We start from the raw sequence: 17,595 nt of genomic DNA, 5'->3' as shown, positions 1-17,595 counted from the left end.
CCCATGGTACCACGCGTAATTTTTGGACAAGGAAGCTTTTCACAATTGGGTGAGATTTTGTTGCCCAAACGAAAGAATGCGGATGCCCCATTTATTTTTTTGATTGATGACTACTTCGAGTCACGCGAGTTGGTGTCGCAGGTTCCGTTGATGTTCAACGACAAGATTATTTTTGTCTCAGCAGACGAAGAACCTAAGACCGCCCAGGTGGATGCTTTGGTAACATTGATTAAGGATGAATACGATGAATTGCCTTCCGGAATCATTGGAATAGGCGGTGGAACACTGTTAGACTTGGCAAAAGCAGTGGCGATACTTCTGAATAATAAAGGGATTGCTGAAAATTACCAAGGTTGGGATCTCGTAAACAAACCTGCCCTTTATCATGTGGGAGTTCCCACAATCAGCGGGACAGGAGCGGAGGTTTCCCGAACAACCGTTCTATTGGGTCCAGAGAAGAAATTGGGTATTAATTCGGATTTCACAACCTACGATCAAGTGTTGTTAGACCCTGATTTGACCAAAACCGTTCCCAAAGAACAATGGTTTTTTACGGGAATGGATTGTTATATCCACTGTGTGGAGTCCCTTACTGGAACGTACTTGAATGCCTTTAGCAAGAGTTATGGCGAAAAAGCAATGGAACTCTGTAAAGATGTTTTTCTGGGTGATATTTCAGGCGAAGAATCACGGGACAAATTAATGATGGCCTCTTGGCATGGAGGCATGAGCATTGCGTATTCCCAAGTAGGAATTGCCCACGCTATGAGCTATGGCTTGTCCTATCTCCTCGGGATAAAGCATGGCATTGGAAACTGCATGGTTTTCCAACATTTGGAGGAGTTTTACCCAGAAGGGGTGGCCCTATTCAGAAAAATGGTGGAAAAGCATGATATTAAATTGCCTAAAAACGTATGTTCCAATCTAACCCAGAACGATTTTGATGTTATGGTCAATGTCGCGTTAGGATTGGAGGCACTTTGGGAGAATGCCCTCGGAAAAGAATGGAAAACCATTATGACTCCAGAACGCCTTCAAGCGATGTATCAAAAAATATGATGGGTTACCTTTTAAATGTTAAAAGGTTTCTATATTCTGAAAAATGCACTCACTGGCCAAGTTCATCTACTTCAAAATCCTGGGCTGGAAACTGAACGGCTCGTTCCCAAATGTGGACAAATGTGTCGTCATTGTGGTGCCCCATACGCATTGGGTTGACTTTTTTCTTGGGCTGTTGGTCAGAAAAGTGGTCAATCAAGAGATCAATTACATTGGAAAGAAAAGCCTTTTCAAACCTCCATTCGGATGGTTCTTTAGGTGGACAGGTGGAGCGCCTGTAGATCGCTCCAAAAATTCGAATACTGTGGAGAGTGTGGTCCAAATTTTTAACCAGCGCAACGTATTCCGATTCGCGCTGGCACCTGAAGGTACTCGTAAAAAAGTACTACAGCTAAGGACCGGGTTTTATCACATTGCCACAAAAGCCAAAGTACCCATTGTAATGGTGGCCTTTGATTTCGGTAAAAAGGAAGTAAAAATAGCGGAACCCTTCAACCCAACCGACGTTCAAAAAGATTTTGAAAAGATTCACCAATTCTACAGAGGTGTTGTTGGGAAAATCCCCGAATATAGTTTCTGATTTTATCACTTTACGTAATTTTTTTTGAAGTTTTTCAAAAAAATATCTTGAATAAATATCTGATATTTAGGTATTTAAATCTTTTTTGTAAAAAAAAACCAAACCCCCTTTCGTGTGTTTCCGTAAGTACGGCAAAGAGTACTAATCAAATAATAGAAAAATGAAACACACTACAAAACTATCAACCCTGCTATATGGGATTATGACAATCTGTATGTTATCTATGATATCCTGCCAGGAAGACGACACCATGACCAACGGATACATGGACGATGACATGATGATGGATGATGACATGATGATGGACGATGATGATATGATGGGAGATGGCCGAAGGTCCGAGCTCTATGTCACCAACAACGCCGATGGAAGTATTACAAAGTATGATTTGACCAATGATGCCACACTTACCATTGGAACCCCAACAACCGCTGCCGAAGGAATATATTATGATGCTTCCGAAGATATAGTGGTGCAAGCATCCCGTTCTTCCCTTTGGCTGGAAGCGTTTGATAAGGTAAGCACCTATACTATGGATTATGATGATGACATTGCTTTTTATGGCCCAGCGGATTTGGAAAGTCCAAGGGAATTGGCTGTTAATGGTGATTTTTATGTGGTTTCAGATAATGGCTCCAACAAATTCTTTGTGTATGAGAAGAGTGGTATGTCCTTTATGTTAAAAGCTACCGTTGAGGTGCCTTTTGCCGTATGGGGTATCGCCTTTAAAGGAACTGACCTTTATGCCGTAGTAGATATTTCAAGTGATTTGGCTGTTTTCTATGATTTTGTCAACTCGGCAACGGACGGACCTATGGCTCCCTCCAAAAGAGTAACCGTTGAAGGAATAGTTAGGACCCACGGTCTTACCTACAGTGGCGCGGATGATGTCATGGTCATGACCGATATTGGTGACGCCGCAAACACCGATGACGATGGCGGTTTTCATATTATTTCTGATTTCTCATCCAAATTTGATGCACTTTCTGATGGAGAAGTACTTCCGGTCTCTATGCAGACTAGAGTTGCTGGACCATCAACATTAATGGGTAACCCTATTGATGTAGCCTATGATTCGGAAACCGATGCGGTCTATGTTTCAGATATAGGTACCAGCAAAGTGCTTGGATTCACCTCCATTGGATCTGGCGGGGATTTAACACCTTCATTCAATATGGATTTGGCTTCTGCTTCATCTATCTATTTCTCCAGTGATGAAACCGATGGCGATATTGGTATGGAAAGCAGTGCTGGAATTACCCATATTTATACAACCAGCACAGCAAACGGGAATGTAGTGGTATATGATCCCAATAGTGGTACTAATAAGACCATTATTACCGGGTCTACTTCTTCCGAAGGGATTTACTATTCTGCCTTGAACGATTTTCTCATCCAAGGGTCACGATCCAATTTGGCACTGGAATATTACAGTGGTTTTTCTTTAGGCGCTGATGGCATTAACTTGTCAGTTGACTTTTCCAGTTCTGCTGATTTAATGAGCCCAAGGGAGATTGCTGTATATGGCAACAAGGTGGTTGTATCTGACAATATGGATCATACCTTCTATGTCTATTCTTATAATGGTTCGTCATTTACGTTGATGAATACCTTCGATATTGATTTTAATGTTTGGGGCATCACCTTTATGGGCAGCCATTTGCTTGCAGTGGTTGATAATGACAGCGATTTGGCCGTTTTTGACAACTTCTTTGACAATACCGCTGATGGTGTTCTGATGGCTTCAAAACGAGTGACAATAGAAGGAATTGTGCGAACCCACGGCATTACATATAGTAATTCTGCTGATGTACTGGTTATGACCGACATTGGGGACGCTGCAAATACCTTGGATGATGGTGGAATTCATACCATGGCCAATTTCACTGCATTGATCAATGCCACTGAAGATGGCGGAACCATAGCACTGGCAAGTCAAAAAGTTATTGAAGGGCCATCCACAGGATTGGGCAATCCCATTGACGTGGGCTATGACGCAAAAACAAAACGAATCTTTATCTCGGAAATTGGTAATGGAAAAGTATTGGGCTTTGAAAATTGCCTTGAATCCGAGGGGGATGTTGCTCCGTACTGGAGTGCAGACCTTGAGGGGTCCTCATCCCTATACATCTACAACAATTAAAGTTTAGGTTGGTAATTAGGTTGCTTAAGGGTCTGCGTTCTGCGGGCCCTTTCGCTTTTTTAATCCATTTACTCCTGCATCGTATGATAAACGTTCTGCACGTCATCATCCTCCTCAATTTTTTCCAGAAGCTTTTCCACATCGGCGACTTCCTCTTCTGAAAGTTCCTTGGTCACTTGTGGAATCCGGTCAAATCCGGAAGATAAAATTTCAATATCACGGGATTCCAATTCTTTTTGAATGGCGCCAAAACTTTCAAACGACCCATAAATGTGGATGCCGTCCTCATCCCTAAAGACCTCTTCAGCACCAAAATCAATCATTTCCAGTTCCAATTCCTCTGGGTCAATGCCTTCACCGTTGATGGTAAAGTTACACGTATGGTCAAACATGAATTCTACAGAACCTGAGGTTCCCAAACTACCGTTGCATTTGTTAAAGTAACTGCGGATATTGGCCACTGTCCGGGTGTTGTTGTCCGTTGCGGTCTCGATTAAAATAGCGATTCCGTGGGGAGCATATCCCTCAAAAAGTATCTCTTTGTAGTCTCCAAGACTCTTATCCGAAGCCCTTTTAATGGCTCGTTCAATATTGTCCTTGGGCATGTTCACTGCCTTGGCATTCTGGATTACCGCACGAAGTTTGGAATTGGCATCCGGGTCTGGTCCGCCTTCCTTTACGGCCATTACAATATCCTTTCCAATCCTGGTGAATGCTTTGGACATCGCTGCCCATCGCTTCATTTTACGTCCTTTTCTAAATTCAAATGCTCTTCCCATACAAATCTTTGGTTATGGCTGGGGGCAAATTTAGCAAAAAAAGCACCTTTGTCAAGAGGGGAATTGGATTGCAGGAATATTACTTATTGACAATGCTTTCAATGGTTTGGGCCAGACGGATGTCTTTTTCGGTTACACCTCCGGCATCGTGGGTGTTCAATTTAATGGTGAGGTTGTTGTAGACGTTTTCCCAATTGGGATGATGGTTTTGCTGCTCACATTCAAAAGCAATTCGCGTCATTATGGAGAAGGCTTCCTTAAAATCCATGAATTTGAATGATTTCTCGATATGGTCTTCTTGATGGGACCATCCGGGAAGTTCTTTCAGTGCATTTGTTATTTCAGTATTAGATAGCTTTTTCAAAATCTTTTTTTTACTCGATTAGGTTTTAAGTTACAAAAACGAGAGGTAAAATTAATTTTTCACAAAAGATTTTATAGGAAGAGGCTAGAGTTTAAACAATAAAAGGGCATGCTTTAGGCGTGCCCTCTAAAATTCAATCAATGACTTAAATTCTATTCTAAGTCAGCTTCATAAATAATCCATTCTTCTACAGGTTTGAAATGGTTATTCTCATTGGCCAGTGTTTCATCGGAGTCCCCAAATAGTACAAACATTTTTCCGTTGAAAATGGTCATTTGATGTACGGCATAACCTCCATTTGGATTTGTTAAGTTATGCGGAAGTTCTTCATAACTGTTGTTCTCTGTATTAAACACTGCGAAAATTGTTTCTTGATATGTTGGAGGTTCTTCATCTTGTGTGCGTGTATGTCCAGTTATGTAAATAAGATTCTGATATTTTTGGACAAAACTGTATCCAATTGCCGTTGACATGTTCAACGTTTGGACGTCACTTGGACTATCCATATCAATCACATAAATTGTAGAGGTTGGTGAATTATCATAGAAACCGGAGCTTCCACCAAAAATATACATCTTGTCATTTACAATAGTGGCACGTGCACCGAACCGAGGCTCTGGAAGCGTTGAAAAGTGGGTTAAAGTTTGAGTTTCCAAATCCCATTTGTAAATGTTTTTTGTTTCTTCTATGACAAATTCGCTTTCATCTACTCCTTGAGTGTTGAATGCACCACCGACTATGTAGACGGCATCATCCAATACGGCCATTCCAAAACGAGTGAAAGCAATAGGGTTGCCAAATTCGTCTGAAACCAACCCCTCTGTAAAGGGAACAGTTGTGGGCTCTGATAGATTGAAATCGTAAGTACTTATTTTTTGCGCACCAATACTGATCAACTGATTGTTGACAATATGCAATTGTTTGGAAACAAAATCCTCATCGTCAGCATCATAGTTTACATATTCTAACTGTGAATTGTTGTCCAAGTCAAACCGGACAACTCGTTCTGGATAGATGTTTGAGATGTTTTCCTGATTATCGAAACTAAGTGCATCTTCCCGTGTCAAAAAATAGAAGCTATTGTCACTGTAAGAACCTATCATCCCTGCTGAATGGTTCTGAACAGAGGAAGATTCTAAAACAAAAGCTTCTGTAAAAGCAAGGTTGCTGGGAGGTACTGTAAAATCTGATTGTTCTTTCTCTCCAAGAGTTATAGTTAACTCTCCATTGGAGTTTTTCTCTGAACCATTGTCAGCTTTAGCTGTTCCAGAACCATTTCCTAGAGTAATGGTTATTGTATTGTCTTCAGCAATTTGAAAATCAAAAATAGTGGATGTCAAGTTTGAACTACTATCACCAGTGAAAGAAAATGAAGAGCTATTGGGTGATCGATAATAATCCAATAAGGTTTCTTCGGTTGTTAAACCTGTAATTCCTATATCATGGCCTTTTCTCCATTGAATAAAACCATTGGAGGTATCTCCAGAGAAAATTACTTCATCATCAACTACATTAAAATTGGTTGATATGTCCAAGGAGGACGCGCCACTTTTCAATACTGCGGATGAAATTTTCCAAACTTTGGGACTACCGTTATTGGTCAATATTTGCATTGTTTCATCTCTAAGTTCAGACAATGTCGGTGTCACACTGGGGTCATCTTTGGGTGATGAGTCGATAGGTGTAGTGGTTGTGCCGTCATCCGGACTACAACTCGCCAACAATAAACCCAACACAAAAATTTTACTTAAGCATTTCATTTGGTATTATTTTGAATTAGACTTGGCAAACAACATTAAAATTGAACTTAGTTCTTTCCCGTAATTGACGAATACCCATTATGAATTGACCTATTTTGAGGAATAAAATGGCTTTGTAGAATAAGTAAGATGAAAAACTAGGCTTTTTCTTATCAAATGGACCTAGAAATGAAAATCTAATCTATGGCAAAATGTCCTGATACTTGATACGAAAAAGCGAATAACAACCGGATTAATATCAATCCACATGAAGATGGTGGTCTATGATTTCCTGACAGTTTACCCTTAAATTTTTGGGTAATTGATTGTCCTTGGGAAGTGCGGCCAAATAACGGTCTTCGTTGGTGGTAAAAACCCGTTTGAAAATGGGTTTATAATTCCCGCCCATACGTTGAATAATCTCATTGATAAATTCCTCATGATGGATTAGGTCCGTGCTCCCCAAATGGAAAATGCCCGTTTTATCGCGGTTGATAAGGTAATGGATTTGCTGCGTAAGCCTATCATCATTGGTAACGTTGATGATGAGGTTGGGAAAAACCTCAATGGGTTCCTTGTTCTCCAAATGAGATTTAATTTCCTTCACCCGGGGTGATGTGTTTCCAAAAACCATAGGAACGCGAAGGATGGTCGTCTTGTCCTTTGGCATCCGCATCATCATATTTTCAATCTTGATCTTGAGCCTACCGTAGACACTTTCCGAAAGCGTTTTGTCATATTCGTACGATGGAAATTTACTGTACGCATCAAAAACATTTGCAGAAGAGATGAAGTACAATTTGGCATGGGTCTTCATCAAATATTCCATCAAGTGGTGATGGGCTTGCACTTGGGCCGGAAAATTTCCCCGTAATGAAGAAATAATGACATCAGGCCTAACTTTTTCTAGGATTTGAAAAATATCATCCTCCTCCAGATCATACCGGAAAAACTGCTTGTTGTTGGTAAAACTTCGGTTGGAATAGTAGGTGCCGTAGGTGTCAAAATAAGAGCAGAGTTCCTTGTATATGGCGTTTCCCACAAATCCACTCGCTCCCAATATCAATATCTTCTTTTTCTCCAAACGCTCTTACGGGGTTTTATAAAATGGCAATTTTACAATAGTGGCCGGAACTTTGTTGATGCGAATTTGAATGTAAATGGTGTTGTCCAAGTTGGCGTTTTCGGTGGTTACGTAACCCAGCCCAATTCCTTTGGATAGGGAAGGGGACATGGTCCCGGAGGTTACCCTTCCTATTTCAGTTCCTTGGGCATCCACAATGGGGTATCCATTTCTGGGAATGCCACGCTCTTCCATTTGAAAAGCAACCAACTTTCGTTTAGGGCCTTCTTCTTTTTCTTTGGCAAGGGCCTCGCTGTTCACAAAATCTTTGGTGAACTTGGTGATCCATCCCAGTCCGGCCTCAAAAGGGGAGGTGGTATCATCAATATCATTTCCATAAAGGCAATAGCCCATTTCCAAACGGAGCGTATCCCGTGCTGCCAATCCAATGGGTTTTATGCCAAAATCAGCACCTGCTTCCAAAACTTTATCCCAGACCTGTTGCACTTCGTCGTTCTTACAGTAGATTTCAAATCCGCCAGAACCGGTATAGCCTGTTGCGGAAATAATCACATAGTCAATTCCGGCAAAATCACCCACAACAAAATTGTAGAAGCTGATGGCTGAAAGGTCAACTGAGGTTAAGGATTGCATGGCTTCAACCGCTTTTGGGCCTTGAATTGCCAACAACGAATAGTTTTCAGAAATATCCCGCATATCCGCACCAATGGCCTCATTGTATTTGGAAATATGGTCCCAATCCTTTTGAATATTGGAGGCATTGACCACCAAAAGGTAGGTTTCCTCCTTCACCCGATATACAATCAAATCGTCCACAATGCCACCGGTCTCATTCGGCATACAACTGTACTGTGCCTTACCAATGGTCAATTTGGAAGCATCGTTGGAGCTTACTTTTTGAATAAGGTCCAATGCTTTGGGTCCCTCTATCAAAAATTCACCCATGTGCGAGACGTCAAAAACCCCTACACTTTCCCGAACGGTTTGGTGTTCAATATTTACACCTTCATACGAAACAGGCATATTGTACCCCGCAAAAGGGACCATTTTCGCCCCTAGCGCTTCATGTGTTTTGGTAAGTGCAGTATTTTTCATGTACTTCATTTTAAGCAATGGCAAATTTATAGAATTAATTAAGGATTCGGTGGCATTTGTATCTTAGGATTTTTATAAATAGTTGTATTTTGGGCGAAACAAAATTTCATGCAAAAGTCCATACTAGCTTTTCTCTCCGTACTTTTCATTGTGTGGGGAATGACCTCTCAGGATACCCCAAAAGATTATTTAAAGGCAGATTTTCACAAACAACGCAGGGATGAACTGCGAAAATTATTGCCGCCCAACACAGCGGTTGTCCTTTTTGCCAATGCAGAGCGGAATAGGGCCAACGATGTGGATTATGTGTATCACCAAGATCCTAATTTTTACTATCTGACAGGATATCATGAACCCAACGCGGTATTGATAATCTTTTCTGAAATGCAAACCGATAATTCCGGGAATCACTTCAATGAAATTTTTTATGTACAGGAACGAAATGCCAAAGCGGAACAATGGACAGGAAAAAGACTTGGCGTGGAAGGTGTGCAGAGCAAATTGGGTTTTGATATGGTCTTCAACGGAAAGGAGTTTGAAAAATTCCCTCTGGATTTTTCAAAATTTGATGTGGTTTCCTTTGTGGATTTCCAGAACGACTACCGAGATAAATCAGGCAACGCCGATTTGTTCGATTTGATAAAGACTTTTAAGGAAAAGGCGAATTATCCCTCAAACTACAACCCAACACGAAACCAATTATATGCAATGATTTCTGCCACGGATGACTCCAACAGCGATGAGTTGGCCGAGAATATTGCCAAGACATTGGAGCAGCATCCTGAGTTGAGAGATGATGCATTGTTGAATGCCTATGCCAATGCTTCCAACGCCGATTTACGAAAGGAAGTGAAGAATATGGTTTTGTTGGTACAGAATGACAGTAATTTGGACTCAAGCGTTTTACCACGGGCAATGGCACAACTGAGGGAAGTAAAAACCCCAGAAGAAATCAAACTATTGAAGAAAGCAGTAGAAATTTCATCGGTGGGTCAAATTGAGGTGATGAAAGCCATGCACCCCAATATGTCCGAGACCGAAATTCAAGGTGTTCACGAATATGTCTATAAAAAATATGGAGCAGAGTATGAAGGGTATCCTTCCATTGTAGGAGGTGGTAACAATGGCTGCATTCTTCATTATATTGAAAACAACAAAACCCAAGTAGGCAATGATTTGGTACTGATGGATTTAGGTGCGGAGTACCATGGCTACACCGCTGATGTCACTCGAACCATTCCCGCCAATGGCAAATTTACTCCGGAGCAAAAGGCGATTTATGACATTGTGTATGATGCGCAAGAGGCAGGAATTAAAGCCAGTGTTGTTGGAGCTACGTTCAAAGGCGTTCATACCGAAACCTACCAGGTGGTTGCCCAGCGATTGATGGATTTGGGGATCATCAAGGAAGAAAAGGAAGCCAAGATTTATTTTCCCCACAGTACATCGCATTACTTAGGATTGGATGTGCATGATGCGGGAACGTATCAACCCTTCAAACCCAACACGGTAATCACGGTAGAGCCTGGGGTCTATATTCCCGAAGGTAGCAACTGCGATAAAAAATGGTGGGGCATCGCCGTGCGGATAGAGGACGATATTCTAATCACTGAGAATGGTCCGGTTAATCTATCGGGTATGGCCCCAAGGACCACCGAAGCCATTGAGGCTATGATGAAACAACCGAGTCCATTGAATGCGTTTAAGCTTCCAGAGTTGGACTAATTGTTAGCCAACAAATAGTCTTTAAGGTCCTCGTATATTTTTATCTTGATGGAATGCTTTTCCTTCCCCATGACCTTTTGGATTTGGGCAGGGATTTCTGGGCTTACTCCTAGGGTTTCCTCAACCACATCCAAGAATTTTACGGGATGTGCTGTTTCCAAGAAGATACCGTAGGTATTTGGCTTGCTTTTTTGATATTCCTTCAATCCCAAATAGCCCACTGCACCGTGTGGGTCCATCACATATTCCGTTCTGGCATATACTTCTTTCATGGCAGCTCTTGTGTCATCATCCGTAAAGGCATAGGAGGAAAGATTTTCTTGAAGTGTAGACAAATCATCTTGGTACAAATGCCTGATTCGGACAAAATTGCTGGGGTCGCCTACATCCATCGCGTTGGAAATGGTAGCAATGGAAGGCACAGGATTGTAAATCCCCTGCTGCATGAATTTGGGCACCACATCATTTACATTGGTGGAAGCCACAAAATGCTGTACCGGCATACCCAGTTTTTGGGCGACCATTCCCGCGCAAATATTTCCAAAATTCCCGGAAGGCACGGAGAATACAATCTCTTTCCCTTTGGATTTGGCCTGTTTGTAAGCAAACAAAAAATAGAACAATTGCGGTAACCACCGCGCCACATTGATACTGTTGGCCGAGGTTAATTTTCGGTGGTCTGTGATTTCTTCATCCAAAAAAGCAGCTTTCACCATGCGTTGGCAATCGTCAAACGTGCCATCCACCTCCATGGCCACAATATTTTGACCCAAGGTGGTCAATTGTTTTTCTTGGATATCGCTGACCTTGCCGCTGGGGTATAGAATGACTACGTTAACACCATCAACGCCCAAAAAGCCATTGGCAACTGCACCTCCCGTATCCCCGGAAGTGGCAACCAAAACCGTGACTTCTTCTTTTTCGTTTTGTGAAAAGTAGCCTAGGCAATTGGCCATAAACCGGGCGCCTACATCTTTAAAGGCCATGGTAGGCCCATGAAAAAGTTCCAATGTGGCCACGTTTTCTTCGATTTCAACTACGGGGAAATCAAAATCCAATGTGTTTTCCAAAATTTCTTTCAGGTCGCCATCCGAAATGTCTTCGCTTACAAATTGCCGTATGGCCTGAAATGCGATTTCATGGTTGGACAATTCTTCTATGGAATCGAAAAAATCAGATGGAAGCGGAGTAATGCTTTCAGGAAAATACAACCCTTTATCAGGTGCAATTCCCGCAATTACGGCTTCTTTGAATGAAGTATTTGGAATGGGATGGTTTAAACTGTAAAATTTCATGGAATTAAGCGATTTTCTTTACGCCTTGGGTGTTTACTTTAGAGATATGGATGTCAAAAGCAACACCAATATTTTTATACGTTTCTTTCATGGAGTCAGCCACTTTTTGCGCATTGGCTTCCCCTTTGCTCAATGCAAAAATGGAAGGCCCTGAACCAGATATACCGCAGCCCAATGCGCCAGCTTCAATTGAGTTGGCCTTGATTTTATCAAAAGCAGGAATCAAAATAGAACGGATGGGCTCCACAATATGATCATGCAACGAACGACCGATTAGGTCGTAATCGCTTTGATACAATCCAGCGATAAGTCCACCCAAATTGCCCCATTGTTGAATGCCTTGTGCCAAAGAAATTGTAGTTCTAAGGATTTTTCGGGAATCCGAGGTCTTGATTTCTATCTGCGGATGAATAACGGTGGCATACAGTTCAGAGGGGGTGGATATGGGTATGATGTCCAATGGGTCATAGCTCCGCACCAAAGTAAAACCTCCATAAATGGCAGGGGCGACATTATCGGCATGGGCTACATCACTGGCCAATTTTTCACCTTGCATGGCAAATTGAACCAACTCCAAATTGGAAAAAGGCTTACCCAACAATTCATTCATGGCCCAAACGGCACCAGCAGAACTAGCGGCACTGCTACCTATTCCACTTCCAGGTTTTATGCGTTTGTCAATTTCGATTTCAAAACCACCTTCGTAATCACTTTTGGCCAACAAAGCCAATCCAGCAACTCCAGAAACATTGTTATCGGTTTCCAAAGGAAGGTCTTGACCTAAAATCTTAGTGATACGAATGGTGTTTTCTGGAATTTTTCTAACTGTCATTTCATCACCCACGGAGTCCAAGGCCAATCCTAGGACATCAAATCCACAGGAGACATTGGCAATGGTGGCTGGGCAAAAAACCTTGATTTCTTCCATGATCAGAAATTTCCAATTCGTATGATATCCGCAAAGATACCCGAAGCAGTGACATCTGCCCCTGCACCGGCCCCTTTTATGATCATCGGCTGGTTGGGATAGCGTTCGGTATAGAACAAAACAATGTTATCGCTTCCTTCCAGATTGTAAAAATCATGTCCTTTTGGAATTTTCTGTAAACCTACCTTCGCATTGCCATCTTCAAATTGGGCGACGTATTTCAGCTTGCTATCGGAATCTGCAGCCTCTTTGTACATCTTTTGAAAGTCAGATTCGTACTTCTTCAAGGACTCAAAAAATGCCTCGTTGGAATTGGTTTCCAGACTTTCTTTCGGTAAGAAAGGTTCATTGGCAATATCGTCAATATCTAATTGATGCCCACTTTCCCGAGCTAAAATCAAGATTTTTCGCATGACATCAACACCACTCAAATCGATGGTTGGGTCAGGTTCGGTGTACCCCTGTTCCTGGGCTTGTTTTACCACATCATGGAAGGTCACGGAGTCGTTAAAGGTATTGAACACAAAATTGAGACTTCCAGAAAGTACTGCCTGAATTTTCTTCACCTTATCCCCAGAAGCTATCAAATGCTTAAGGGTGTCAATGATGGGCAATCCTGCTCCCACATTGGTCTCAAACAGGAATGGTGAATTGTACTGCTTGGCCAATTGTTTGAGCTCCTTATAATAAGAGTAATCTGAAGAGCAAGCAATTTTGTTGCAAGTCACCACTGAAATACTGTTTTTAAGGTAGTTGGGATAGCTTTCCGATACTTCAGCACTGGCTGTATTGTCCACAAAAACGCTGTTTCGGTAGTTTAGCGATTTTATCCGGTTAAAAAAGGCTTGCTTATCGGCTTGTTCACCACTGGCCAAAACAGTTTCCCAATCTTTCAATGGAATGCCGTTTTCGTCAAAAGCCATGGTTCTGGAATTACTAATGCCGATTACCCGAACATTCAATTTCAGCTCATCTTTTAAATATTTTTTCTGTTGACGAATCTGGTCGAGGAATTTGGAACCGACATTACCAACGCCCATTACAAAAAGGTTAAGCTGTTTGACATTTTCCTCAAAAAAGGTTTCATGTAGCGAGTTGAGTGCTTTTTTTACATCATCTTTTTTGATGACCGCAGAAATATTTCGCTCTGAAGCTCCTTGTGCAATGGCCCGAATGTTGACGTTGTTTTTTCCAAGGGTACTGAACATTTTTCCACTCAAACCTTGGTGACTTTTCATATTATCACCCACCAAAGCAATAATGGTAAGGTCCTTCTCAACGATTACGGGTTTTATTTTTCTGGTCGAAATTTCATATTCAAAGGTCTCGTTCACCGCTTCGGCAGCAGCGTCTACATCTTCATCAGCAATACCTACGCAAATGGAATGTTCGGATGAAGCTTGGGTGATCAATACGATACTTATATTCTTTAGGGAAAGCGTCTCAAAGAATCGTTTTGATATCCCTGGAATACCAATCATTCCGGGTCCTTCCAAAGATAGTAAACTGATGTTGCCCACATGGCTGATGCCACGAACAGTTTTCCCATTTCCATTGGTGTTTTTGGTAATCAGCGTTCCGGGATTTTCCGGGTCGAATGTATTTTTAATAGCGATGGGAATTCCCTTGCCCAATACAGGTTGAATGGTGGGTGGGTACAACACTTTCGCTCCAAAATGAGAAAGTTCCATGGCTTCTTCGTAGCTGATATGCGATACACATTTGGCCTGTTTCACCAACCGTGGATTCGCGGTGTACATGCCGCTTACATCGGTCCATATTTCCAAAACATCGGCCTCCACGGCACCCGCAATGATGGCGGCAGTGTAATCGGAACCACCTCTGCCCAAAGTCGTTGAATTTCCGGTGCCGCTAGATGCCACAAATCCGGGTAGTATGGTAATTTGGTTTGGGTTACTGGAGAAGTAAGCCTCACAAAGGGTATTTGTTTTTTTAAAGTCTACATTGGCCTTTCCAAAATTATTGTCTGTAATTATCAGCTCACGGCTGTCCTTGAAAGTGGCATCCAGCCCTTCGGCCTTAAAAAATTCGCTGATGATATAAGAAGAGAGCAATTCCCCAAAGCTCACAATTTTATCGGACAGTTTTGGAGTCAATTCGCCAATCAAGAACGAACCTTCCAAAAGGGTTTCCAACACATTCAAATCACTTTTTACCTTGCTCAAGACGGCGCTCTGGTTCTGAACGGGAATCAGTTCACGGATGGCATTGATATGTTTATCCTCGATGGTTTTTAAGGATTCTTTGTAAGAGGTGTCCTGTTTTGCAGCCAAAGCTGAAGTACCCAAAAGAAGGTCGGTGACCCCTCCAAAGGCTGATACCACAACGGCTACTTTTTCTTTGTCCAGATTTTGAACTATGGACTTGACTTTATTGATATTCTCTGGATTGGCCACTGAAGTGCCACCAAATTTTAAGACTTTCATGATGAAATGTTATTGTAAGAACTATTGAAAAATGGATTAAAGAACGGACGGAAATATATAGTAGACTTACCCCAAAGGGGTGGTGGTAATCACGGTGAAGATAGATGAAAAAGATTCCATCTGAAGAAGATTACTATCCGTTTGTTTAACTTGCATTGTTCTGTTATGAGGAGATAAAAGTAGTACTTTTGGTTACTTCATCAAATCCTACAACGTGTTTTTTGCGAAATCCGTACAAATAATCAAATTTTTGTGTTGAATGAAAATTTTTTCCGCCCAGCAAATCTACGACGCTGATAAATTCACAATAGAAAAACAGCAAATTTCCAGCGATGTTCTTATGGAACAAGCTGCCACAAAGCTATTTGAGTGGATACACGCCCGGTTAAGAGGAACCAAAGTTCAAATACAATTGTTCTGTGGTATTGGAAACAATGGTGGCGATGGGATGGTCTTGGCCCGGTTGCTCCATGAACACGGCTACACCATTAAGGTGCATGTGGTGAACTACAGTGATAAACGTTCCAAGGATTTTTTGTTGAATCTGGAGCGGTTGAAGGAGGTCAAGGTTTGGCCGGATTTTATCAATGAAGACAGTGACTTGCCTGAGATTTCCCCAAACGATATTGTGGTGGATGCCATTTTTGGCATTGGGTTGAATCGCCCGCCAGATGGATGGGTTGGGAATTTGATTCAACACATCAATGCTTCGCAAGCGTTTGTGCTTTCGGTGGATGTTCCTTCGGGCTTACCCATGGATAGAAGTCCTTGGAATCCAGTGCATGTGATTGAAGCGAGCTACGTGTTGAGTTTTCAGGTGCCCAAGCTGGTATTCTTTCTTCCGGAGACAGGGGTGTATGTCAACGAATGGGAGCTTTTGGACATAGGTCTGGATACAGAAATTTTGGATAGGACCGATGCGACATATCAATTGGTTGGGCGTCAGGAAATACTTCCACTATATCGACCTCGACTTAAATTTTCCCATAAGGGAACATACGGACATTCCATGATTATTGGGGGAAGTTATGGTAAAATAGGGGCGGTGCAATTGGCGAGCAACGCATGCTTGACCACCGGCAGTGGGTTGGTGACGGTGTTTGTGCCGGAATGTGGGTATCAATCCTTGCAATCAGCTATTCCGGAAGTGATGGTTTTGACAGATGAGGACGAACGGAACATTTCCAAAATTACCCTTCCTTTTGTCCCTGATGTCATTGGAATTGGGATGGGAATCGGAACAGAAGAGAAAACAGCAAAAGCGTTTGGCAATCTTTTGAAAGAGATGAAGGCGCCGATGGTCATTGATGCAGATGGACTCAATATTTTGGCGAAAAATCCCAAAATGCTAAAGGATATTCCCAAAAATTCCATTTTAACACCCCACCCTAAAGAATTGGAACGACTCCTAGGAAAATGGAACGATGATTTTGACAAATTGGAAAAGGCCAAAGCGTTTGCTTTGCAACACGACGTGGTTTTGGTCATAAAAGGAGCCCATACCATTATTTTATATGGTGACAAAGGATTTGTGAACACTACTGGCAATCCCGGGATGGCCACGGCTGGCAGTGGTGATGTGCTCACTGGGATGATTACTGGGATGGTTGCCCAAGGATATGAACCCCTTCATGCTGCCATTTTTGGAGTTTACCTTCATGGGCTGGCCGGGGATATCTGTGCATCACAACAGGGTTATGAAGCGGTCAAAGCATCCGAAATATGTAAAATGATAGGGCGGGGATTTATGGAAATCCTTAGTCCTCCTGAAGTTGAGGATAGGGAAAAAGGGTAGGCTTTATTTCTTTCCTTTAGTCGTTTTTACTCTTTTCCTTACCCAAGCCAAGGCATTTTCAAACTCAATAAAGAACTCCATAGGTTTTTTGTAGAACAATTTCTCAATCTTGAAATTGTGCATGTCTATTTCTTTTTTGGAGACAATCGCGAAGGCTCTAAGGTTATCCAATCCCCTGAGGTAATTATAGATGGTCGGGTCTACGGCATACGAATTTCTACGTAGGCTTATGTAGCCAAAATTCTTGTTTCTAAAATGTATCTCTGAAATCCCGATGATTTGATAAGCGCGCTCAAGCGTGACTGTTGCACCTTCATCAAAAGTAGCGACCATGTAGTTGTCAAAAACCTGTACGGTTCCAATGTCCAACTGGTATTCACGTACCACGATGGTCTTCTTTGTAGAAGTAATTCTCATTCCCCAAATAGTTATAGTGTCTCGAGACGAAAGTATTGCGAACGCTAGGAGATCAGAAAAATATTAGATTAAAAGCAATATTATCGTTTGTATGACATTTTGGGGCATAAAAAAAAGCTGACATCTGTCAGCTTTTTTAGTGGTG

The 17,595-nt window shown here is 41.9% G+C and carries 14 protein-coding genes; 5 read left to right on the top strand and 9 right to left on the bottom strand.

Features of this window, described 5'->3' with window-relative positions; translation table 11 throughout:
• The first annotated feature begins 3 nt into the window (after positions 1-3).
• From ACFSJE_RS05245 to ACFSJE_RS05235, 3 genes are all read left to right on the top strand, one after another.
• Entirely contained in the window at positions 4-1,059 is a 1,056-nt protein-coding gene (locus tag ACFSJE_RS05245) for an iron-containing alcohol dehydrogenase family protein (protein ID WP_379829919.1), read from the top strand.
• A 43-nt stretch (positions 1,060-1,102) separates the two neighbouring features.
• Complete coding sequence (locus ACFSJE_RS05240) at positions 1,103-1,639, top strand: 1-acyl-sn-glycerol-3-phosphate acyltransferase (protein ID WP_379829918.1); 537 nt, start codon at positions 1,103-1,105, stop codon at positions 1,637-1,639.
• Between the two features lie 160 nt (positions 1,640-1,799).
• The gene (locus tag ACFSJE_RS05235) at positions 1,800-3,782 is read left to right on the top strand and encodes an NHL repeat-containing protein (RefSeq protein WP_379829917.1); all 1,983 of its coding nucleotides are present in this window, start codon (positions 1,800-1,802) and stop codon (positions 3,780-3,782) included.
• A gap of 68 nt (positions 3,783-3,850) precedes the next feature.
• On the opposite strand, the gene ACFSJE_RS05230 is transcribed toward ACFSJE_RS05235, so the two are convergent.
• The 5 genes from ACFSJE_RS05230 to gcvT form a co-directional block, all read right to left on the bottom strand.
• Positions 3,851-4,561, bottom strand: coding sequence for a YebC/PmpR family DNA-binding transcriptional regulator (locus tag ACFSJE_RS05230; RefSeq protein ID WP_379829916.1), 711 nt, complete (start codon positions 4,559-4,561; stop codon positions 3,851-3,853).
• Between the two features lie 79 nt (positions 4,562-4,640).
• Positions 4,641-4,925: a 4a-hydroxytetrahydrobiopterin dehydratase gene (locus ACFSJE_RS05225; RefSeq protein WP_379829915.1), complete on the bottom strand. Its 285-nt coding sequence runs from the start codon at positions 4,923-4,925 to the stop codon at positions 4,641-4,643.
• Positions 4,926-5,077: 152 nt separating this feature from the next.
• Positions 5,078-6,685, bottom strand: coding sequence for a Kelch repeat-containing protein (locus tag ACFSJE_RS05220; protein WP_379829914.1), 1,608 nt, complete (start codon positions 6,683-6,685; stop codon positions 5,078-5,080).
• Between the two features lie 238 nt (positions 6,686-6,923).
• Positions 6,924-7,748, bottom strand: coding sequence for a sugar nucleotide-binding protein (locus ACFSJE_RS05215; RefSeq protein WP_379829913.1), 825 nt, complete (start codon positions 7,746-7,748; stop codon positions 6,924-6,926).
• 6 nt (positions 7,749-7,754) lie between these two features.
• A complete protein-coding gene (gcvT, locus tag ACFSJE_RS05210) occupies positions 7,755-8,843 on the bottom strand; it encodes a glycine cleavage system aminomethyltransferase GcvT (protein WP_379829912.1) in 1,089 nt (362 codons plus the stop codon).
• Between the two features lie 108 nt (positions 8,844-8,951).
• Between gcvT and ACFSJE_RS05205 the strand changes: the two genes are divergently transcribed.
• The gene (locus ACFSJE_RS05205; RefSeq protein WP_379829911.1) at positions 8,952-10,568 is read left to right on the top strand and encodes an aminopeptidase P family protein; all 1,617 of its coding nucleotides are present in this window, start codon (positions 8,952-8,954) and stop codon (positions 10,566-10,568) included.
• On the opposite strand, the gene thrC is transcribed toward ACFSJE_RS05205, so the two are convergent.
• From thrC to thrA, 3 genes are read right to left on the bottom strand one after another with little or no spacing between them, the layout of a single operon-like run.
• The gene (thrC, locus tag ACFSJE_RS05200; protein ID WP_379829910.1) at positions 10,565-11,863 is read right to left on the bottom strand and encodes a threonine synthase; all 1,299 of its coding nucleotides are present in this window, start codon (positions 11,861-11,863) and stop codon (positions 10,565-10,567) included. The two genes, ACFSJE_RS05205 and thrC, sit on opposite strands and share 4 nt — an antisense overlap.
• 4 nt (positions 11,864-11,867) lie before the next feature.
• Positions 11,868-12,791, bottom strand: a complete 924-nt coding sequence (locus tag ACFSJE_RS05195; protein ID WP_379829909.1) for a homoserine kinase — start codon at positions 12,789-12,791, stop codon at positions 11,868-11,870.
• A gap of 2 nt (positions 12,792-12,793) precedes the next feature.
• Entirely contained in the window at positions 12,794-15,238 is a 2,445-nt protein-coding gene (gene thrA / locus ACFSJE_RS05190; RefSeq protein WP_379829908.1) for a bifunctional aspartate kinase/homoserine dehydrogenase I, read from the bottom strand.
• A gap of 259 nt (positions 15,239-15,497) precedes the next feature.
• Between thrA and ACFSJE_RS05185 the strand changes: the two genes are divergently transcribed.
• Entirely contained in the window at positions 15,498-17,033 is a 1,536-nt protein-coding gene (locus ACFSJE_RS05185; RefSeq protein WP_379829907.1) for an NAD(P)H-hydrate dehydratase, read from the top strand.
• Between the two features lie 3 nt (positions 17,034-17,036).
• Here ACFSJE_RS05185 and ACFSJE_RS05180 read toward each other — a convergent pair whose 3' ends face one another.
• Positions 17,037-17,450 carry an STAS/SEC14 domain-containing protein gene (locus tag ACFSJE_RS05180; RefSeq protein WP_379829906.1) on the bottom strand — a complete coding sequence of 138 codons (414 nt, stop codon included), beginning with the start codon at positions 17,448-17,450 and terminating at the stop codon, positions 17,037-17,039.
• Positions 17,451-17,595: the final 145 nt, after the last annotated feature.

The sequence above is a fragment of the Flagellimonas iocasae genome (assembly GCF_042682725.1).
In the GTDB taxonomy this organism is placed as follows: domain Bacteria; phylum Bacteroidota; class Bacteroidia; order Flavobacteriales; family Flavobacteriaceae; genus Flagellimonas; species Flagellimonas iocasae.
Note: the sequence above shows the minus strand (reverse complement) of the source record. Positions and strands in the feature narration are given on the sequence as shown.

Coding starts and splice junctions, on each gene's coding strand:
- ACFSJE_RS05245 (WP_379829919.1), top strand. CDS start 4: ATGGTACCACGCGTAATTTTTGGACAAGGAAGCTTTTCACAATTGGGT.
- ACFSJE_RS05240 (WP_379829918.1), top strand. CDS start 1,103: ATGCACTCACTGGCCAAGTTCATCTACTTCAAAATCCTGGGCTGGAAA.
- ACFSJE_RS05235 (WP_379829917.1), top strand. CDS start 1,800: ATGAAACACACTACAAAACTATCAACCCTGCTATATGGGATTATGACA.
- ACFSJE_RS05230 (WP_379829916.1), bottom strand. CDS start 4,561: ATGGGAAGAGCATTTGAATTTAGAAAAGGACGTAAAATGAAGCGATGG.
- ACFSJE_RS05220 (WP_379829914.1), bottom strand. CDS start 6,685: ATGAAATGCTTAAGTAAAATTTTTGTGTTGGGTTTATTGTTGGCGAGT.
- gcvT (WP_379829912.1), bottom strand. CDS start 8,843: ATGAAAAATACTGCACTTACCAAAACACATGAAGCGCTAGGGGCGAAA.
- ACFSJE_RS05205 (WP_379829911.1), top strand. CDS start 8,952: ATGCAAAAGTCCATACTAGCTTTTCTCTCCGTACTTTTCATTGTGTGG.
- thrC (WP_379829910.1), bottom strand. CDS start 11,863: ATGAAATTTTACAGTTTAAACCATCCCATTCCAAATACTTCATTCAAA.
- ACFSJE_RS05195 (WP_379829909.1), bottom strand. CDS start 12,791: ATGGAAGAAATCAAGGTTTTTTGCCCAGCCACCATTGCCAATGTCTCC.
- thrA (WP_379829908.1), bottom strand. CDS start 15,238: ATGAAAGTCTTAAAATTTGGTGGCACTTCAGTGGCCAATCCAGAGAAT.
- ACFSJE_RS05185 (WP_379829907.1), top strand. CDS start 15,498: ATGAAAATTTTTTCCGCCCAGCAAATCTACGACGCTGATAAATTCACA.
- ACFSJE_RS05180 (WP_379829906.1), bottom strand. CDS start 17,450: ATGAGAATTACTTCTACAAAGAAGACCATCGTGGTACGTGAATACCAG.